The following is a 6,453-nucleotide window of genomic DNA, read 5'->3' on the forward strand; positions in this document are numbered from 1 at the left end:
AGGAAGCACCGCCTTTGCTCGACAACGGCGTCTGAAAACCCCAACTGCCCCGATTTACGGTTCATTTCGCCTCCAGCTATATATTGTATTACTATTGGTAATATAATATAGCATCATAAAAGCAATTATGCAAAGCTTTCATTTTCAAGTGGCGCTCTTTGGCCACGCTTTCCAGCTTGCAGATCATGTCTATGAACTCGACCGGCCGCACAGGTTTGAATAGACAATATGTTCCGCTCCGCGCCAGCTCCTCCCGGATGTCATGATCAGTCAGCTCCGTGATGACCAGTGTCGGAATGGCGATGTTCCTCTCCGGCTTGTCTTCCGCCAACATAGCTCGCATACCTGCATAAACTCCCTAAATACCCTCAACCGTTATTCATCTCTCACGCCAATGGGGAACAGCAAAAGCATTGCCAAAGCCGGGCGAAGGATTTAACAGTAATGCAATCAATCCGTTTACGCACACGGGTGAATGGACTGTCTAATGACAGGAGGTGTGAAGCGCGCGGCATAACATATGCGCATCCTTATAATTAAATAATCCTCCAGGGAGAAACTGCACGGTGGCGGACGCGTAGTTATCGGATGGTTAACATGATAATTTTCCTCCGGTTCCCGGTTGGAAATGGCGCGAGGATGATTTAAAGGTGGCGCATGGCGCTGGATAAACCGGCTTTAAAGAGCGAGTGGGACAGGCGGCGAAGTGTGAATATATTCACACCCCTTTCGCAAAATGTCAGTCAGCCTCACGCGAGAGCCGCTTGTTTAACGCCGAACGGGTCATGCCAAGCAATTTGGCGGCGATGGTCTGGTTGCCTTTGCAGCGTCTCATTGCCTCGTTAATGACAAAGCGCTCGGTTTCTTTCAAAGTTGGAAATCTTCCGGAATTATCATCTATCTGGATCGCCGCCTGTGGCGTATCTTCTGAAGGTGACAGGCCTTTTGGATATTCCCCCGTGGATTCGGCCGCGCCTATTGCAAGCCGGAAGCTTGAAAGCGAAAGCGTGCCTCCCGCGTGCCTGCTCACAGCGTCGTAAATCATCCCCTGCAATTCGCGTATGTTACCTGGAAAATGATATACGGAAAGAAGCGTCGCCAATTCCGCCGGCGGGCGCGGTCTCTTTTTCTCGAGGGCCTGCGCCGCCTCGCCAAGGCAATGATCTATCAGCGCCGGAAGATCTTCCCTCCTGCCGCGCAACGGGGGGATATTTATCTGGTGCGGGCTGATCCTGTAATAAAGGTCTTTGCGGAACTTGCCCGAACGCTGGAGCGAGAGCATGTCGTGGTTTGTGGCCATCACCAGCCTGGCGTTGGCCGCCTTTGGCAGATCGGAGCCTAATGGATAATATTCTCCCTGCTGGATCAGGCGCAGGAGCTTTATCTGTGACGCCTGCTCTAAATCCCCTATCTCGTCGAGAAAAAGGGTCCCGCCGGAGGCGGTCTCCACAAGCCCCTTGCGCTCCTGATCCGCCCCGGTGAACGCCCCTCTTCTGTGGCCGAAAAGGGCGTCGCTAAACAGTGTGTCGTCAAGCCCCGCCGCGTTCACCGCGACGAACTTTCCCTTGCGTCCGCTTATTTTATGGATCACCCTGGCCACAAGCTCCTTGCCCACCCCTGTCTCTCCGCTTATCAGCACCGGCCGGTTCGTGGGGGCTATCGACTCCACATACTGGAATATCGCCCTCATGGACTTGCTTGTGGTGACTATCCCGGAAAAGGCCGATGGATCTTTAAGTTCGTCGTTGACCAGATATTGCTTCAGGGATGAGTTCTGCCTCCTAAGCTCGCACAATTCCACGGCCCGGGCCACGGCGCTTGTGAACCTGGAATTTTCGGCCGGTTTTACTATGTAATCAAACGCCCCCAGTTTCATCAGGTCCACGGCGATGTTGAGGTCTGAATTTGCCGTCAGCACTATCACCGGGATGTCCGGCCATGTCTCCGTGATCGCCTGCGTAAGCTCGGAGCCGGAGAGGGACGGCATGGAAAGGTCGAGCACCACCACTTCGACATCCCTGGACTCCAAAAGCGGCAGGACCTCTCTGCTGTTCGAGATTTTGATGATGTTATTTATCCCCGCCATCCGCAGTGACGCCGAACAGCTTTCAAGCATGTGGGGCTCGTCGTCAACGAGGACCACAGGCAGGAGCGGATGGTCACCCATTTGCGTCACTCCCGCCGTTTGAGGCCGGCAGCGTGATTGTCACCACGGTCCCCGAACCCGGCATGGAGTCAAACCGCATGAATCCGGCGTGGCTGCTGATTATGTTGAATGAGATGGACAATCCCAGTCCCGTCCCCCCCAGCTCGCGTTTGGTGGTGAAGAAAGGATCTGTTATCCTCTTCAGGTTTTCCGGAGGTATCCCGACCCCTTCATCGGCTATTTTTATTGTCACCATCCCTTCGGTATCATCTCGTCCGGTCTGGATGGACACGCCCCGTTCTTTGCACGGGAGAGCCTGGCAGGCGTTGGTGATCAGGTTTATCATCACCTGTTCCAGCTCCTGGAAATTGCCGTTCACGAGCGGAAGGCCGCCGCCCAGCTTCATGTCGAAATTGCTGGTGGCCCCCTTTATGAAATGCGATGTGAGGTCCACGGCCTTCCTTGCGATATCGTTCACATCCACAGGGCGCCACGGGGCGTTCTCGTCGTATTGCGAGAAATCACGTATCTTCGCGGTGATGGCCTGTATGCGCCTGGAGCCCTCGATGACCCCTTCGAGAAGCCTTGGAATCGTGTCGCGGATCTCGGTGTAATTGACGCCGTGTATGACAAAGTCGCCGTTTTCCCTGTAATAGTCCTCAAGTACCGGCGACACCCCTTTCCAGGCGCTGGAGAGCAACGGCGCGTTGAACATGATGAAATTGTTCGGATTGCTTATTTCATGCGCCACACCGGCCGCCATTATTCCCAGCGACGCCATTTTGTCCGCCACGATCAACTGCTGCTGGTGGATCTTCACCTTCTCTTCCACTTCCTTTTCGCGGGTGATGTCGCGCCCCAGGGCCACATAACCGGTCCATTCAGACGAGTCGCCCAGAAGGGGGCTGACGGAAATTCCGAGGCAGCCCTGCCCGCCGTCCGGACGTATATATTGGAGTTCCTCGTGCCGTATCGCATCGCGGGAGTCGCGGCATTTGGCGACAATTTGCAGAAAACCTTCCCAATCCCACTTAATGCGAAGGTCCAGCACAGGCCTGCCGACCGCCTCCGCCGCGGTCACGCCGAACATCTTTTCGGCCACCACGTTCCATCTTCGGACCACGTCCTCATGGTCAACGCGCACAAGGATGGAAGATATGGACGAGATCATCAGCTCCGCGTCCTCGTACGCCTTCAACAGGGCGGCGGCGGCGTTGATGTAGTCCACCCGGCCGCTGGAGGTGAACCTGACGAGTGGATTGGGATTTTCCGAGGGGAACAGGGCAAGCCGCCTGATCTCCTCCTCGGCGTTTTTCCGCTCCGTGATGTCCTGCAGCATCGCCACGGCCATTTTTGCCTTGCCACCCCCCGGCTCCCTGATGGCGGAAAGCAGCAGGCGGCCCCATATGACGCTTCCCGTCCCTGAAATGTACCTGATCTCAACATGGCCGCAACCGTGCCCGCCAAGCCTGAATTCGGAATACAGCTCCCCGGTCTTTTCTTTGTCCTCCGGATGGGCAAGGCTGGAAAGAGTGCGCCCCATGAGGCTTTCCGCTTCCATCTGGAATATCTCCTGGAAACATGTGTTGGCCTGGTGTATCGTCCCCTCCATGTCCGTCACGGCGATGCCGATGGCCGAGTCCTCGAATATGGCGCGGAACTTCTCCTCGCTCACCGCCACGGCCTCCATCATCCTGTGGCGCTCCATGGCGTGGCGTATCGTCCTGTCCAAAAGCGCCGGGGTCAGCTCCTCCTTCACAAGGTAATCGGCGGCGCCGCACTTGATCGCTTCGATGTCCACATAATCGTTCCCCATGCCGGTGAGGAATATTATCGGAGTCTTGGAGCCGGCCTTGCGCGCCTTTGCCATAAGGTGAAGTCCGTCCTCCGAACCCAGCCTGTAGTCCAGAAGGGCCGTGTCGCGGCGGGTGGAGATGAGAAGGGCCAGCCCCTCTTCGAAATTAGGCGCCCAGCTCACGGAATAATCCCTGGCTCCGGATTCGGCGAGCATGTCGCGGATGAGGACAAAGTCGTCCTCGCTGTCGTCAATCATCAGGATGTCCACACAAGGAGCTTTATTCATGACAGACAATCCAAGTCCCGCGTCAACCGGAGAATTCCGGGCCTGCCGGCTGCCATGGACTGAGGCCCGAACGCGATGAAAGGGGATGCCGGACCAGAATTATTCCGGATTGGAATGGCGTGAATATATTTTCCGCGAAAGGGCTTTTGCGATCTGCCGCCCATTGGTTCTCAATGTCCGTTATCGGCGCCGCCTGTGTCTCATTCGAGGCCATAAACTGTCCTCCCCGGAGCATACCCCGCCCAGTTGCGCACGGATGCGTTTTTTCCACCTGCGCCAATCATACCTTAACATGGATTCTTTATCCACTTTTCCAATCAAATGGGTGTAAACAAACGTTTCCGATGGGATATTTGCGCAGCTTTTATCGAGGTTTGACGATGAGTTCGCCCTGCATGCCGGCCTCCATATGGCCCGGAATGTCGCAGACGAGATTGTAAACCCCTGCCTTGAGTGGCCGGACAGTGAGGGTGACGCTTTTGCCCTGGGGGATGAGCGCTTCCACCCCTAGCGCTCTTAGTTCAAACTCGTGGGGCATTTTTCCGTTGTTTGTGACTTTGAATCTGACAACTTCACCTTCGGTGACCCTGAGCGTTTGCGGGTTAAATTTAAATTCCGACGTTTCCACCTCAATGGTTTTCGACGCCTCCTGGCGGTTTGCCGCAACCGATATCCCGACCTCGATAATAAGCTCCGAACCGTATGCCAGGAAGAAACCGGCCAGTATCCCGATCATGGCTGTTCTGTGTTGCCCCTGAAGTTTTCCCAGGTGAATCAGTTCGCCTATAATATAGAGAATGGAGCCGGAAGCCAGCGTCAGAAAAAGCAATTCAAGCCGTGGGGATGTAAATACCGACCCGGCAATAGTGCCGATAAAGGTTGGAGTTCCTCCAATAAAGCCCACGAGCGCCAGAAACTTCCAATCCACCTTCATCAGCCGCAGCGGGGCGGCGATTCCAAAGCCCTCTGTGGCATTGTGAAGCGCAAAACCTGCTATTAGAATAAAGGCCAGAGAAATCGCCCCGGAGGCGTATTCCTGTCCGATCGCAAGACCTTCACCGAAGTTATGCAGCCCGATGCCGGTTGCGATCATTAATGAGAGGCGTTTTGATTTCACCTCCGGATCGGATTCTTTCGCCAGGCCGATAAATCGCTCCTCGAACAACGTCAGGCCCAATAGACCAGATGAAAAGCCGGCGGCGAGGATCGCCCCCAGGATCAACGATTCGGACAGTCCATCTCCCGATAAATCCGACTTTGCCGTCTCTTCGACCATCTCAAGTGATTTTGAGGCTATCTCGATGAGCAGGAAGATAAGCACCCCCACTGACAGAGAATTAAGCAACGCCTGCATCCTTGGCCGGGTGGTCAGGGCCGCCACGGGAAGTCCGAGAAAGATCGTAAAACCGGCTATGGCTCCAAGCGCCAACAAATGCGTGAAACTCATGAATTCCAAATCCGTTCAAATGTCCAAACAACAGCGAAAGGCCCGTGTCATATATTGGGACCGGTGAGACGTCAAAGCTCGATCACATGTTCAAGGCACTCTTTCAAAAGCGCCGCTATATGCGAGTCTGACAGCGAATAATACGCCAGCTTTCCATCCCGGCGGTGCCTCACAAGCCGCATGCTTCGCAGAAGGCGCAGATGATTGGAGACCGACGTGCGCCCCGCCCCGAGCATGGCGGCCAGGTCGCAAACGCACAATTCCCCGCGGGACAATGCCTGGACTATCCTCAACCTGGTGGGATCGGCCAGCAGGCCGAATGTTTCGGCCATAACCGAAACAACTTCATGGGAAGGCATTCTGGCCCCGATATCCCGCACCGTCTTCCTGTTTACATACAGGACTTCACATTCGTCTTTTACTGGCCTTCGCATATATCCATTATCATATCATCACATGATGACTTGTAATATATTATGTTTCGCGGGGAAATTCAAGAGGCTTTGCATAACAATGTATCCGCGGCAAATTATGGACGATGCCTATCTTTGGACAGGGCGGTGGACGAACAACACGCAACGTTTTTTGTCCAGACCGCGCGGCTACTCCAATAATTTTTTTTAATTTTTTAATTTTATGTTAGCAACAAATAGAAATGTCCGGTTTAGTAGCACATGAATTGTCCGCTTTGTCCATCCGGTGATTTCCGATTAATCCCGGCGTGGCCGCAAGCGGCGGACAGTTACGCCGCAGCCTTCCTTTTCTTTTTGATTTCAA

5 protein-coding genes are annotated in these 6,453 nt (G+C 54.6%); all 5 read right to left on the reverse strand.

What is annotated here, in order from left to right:
• Positions 1-91: 91 nt before the first annotated feature.
• Complete coding sequence (locus tag HZB29_03425) at positions 92-343, reverse strand: hypothetical protein (protein MBI5814641.1); 252 nt, start codon at positions 341-343, stop codon at positions 92-94.
• Between the two features lie 396 nt (positions 344-739).
• Positions 740-2,167 (reverse strand): sigma-54-dependent Fis family transcriptional regulator, encoded by a 1,428-nt coding sequence (locus tag HZB29_03430; protein ID MBI5814642.1) that lies wholly within the window; start codon positions 2,165-2,167, stop codon positions 740-742.
• On the reverse strand, positions 2,160-4,229 hold the full coding sequence (locus HZB29_03435) for a PAS domain S-box protein (GenBank protein ID MBI5814643.1): 2,070 nt from the start codon (positions 4,227-4,229) through the stop codon (positions 2,160-2,162). The genes HZB29_03430 and HZB29_03435 overlap by 8 nt, the downstream gene beginning before the upstream one ends.
• 364 nt (positions 4,230-4,593) lie before the next feature.
• The gene (locus HZB29_03440; protein ID MBI5814644.1) at positions 4,594-5,685 is read right to left on the reverse strand and encodes a cupredoxin domain-containing protein; all 1,092 of its coding nucleotides are present in this window, start codon (positions 5,683-5,685) and stop codon (positions 4,594-4,596) included.
• A 62-nt stretch (positions 5,686-5,747) separates the two neighbouring features.
• A complete protein-coding gene (locus HZB29_03445; protein MBI5814645.1) occupies positions 5,748-6,110 on the reverse strand; it encodes a helix-turn-helix transcriptional regulator in 363 nt (120 codons plus the stop codon).
• Between the last annotated feature and the right edge of the window lie 343 nt (positions 6,111-6,453).

The organism is Nitrospinota bacterium (assembly GCA_016235255.1).
Classification (GTDB): Bacteria; Nitrospinota_A; UBA7883; order UBA7883; family JACRLM01; genus JACRLM01.

Coding starts and splice junctions, on each gene's coding strand:
- HZB29_03425 (MBI5814641.1), bottom strand. CDS start 343: ATGCGAGCTATGTTGGCGGAAGACAAGCCGGAGAGGAACATCGCCATT.
- HZB29_03430 (MBI5814642.1), bottom strand. CDS start 2,167: ATGGGTGACCATCCGCTCCTGCCTGTGGTCCTCGTTGACGACGAGCCC.
- HZB29_03435 (MBI5814643.1), bottom strand. CDS start 4,229: ATGAATAAAGCTCCTTGTGTGGACATCCTGATGATTGACGACAGCGAG.
- HZB29_03445 (MBI5814645.1), bottom strand. CDS start 6,110: ATGCGAAGGCCAGTAAAAGACGAATGTGAAGTCCTGTATGTAAACAGG.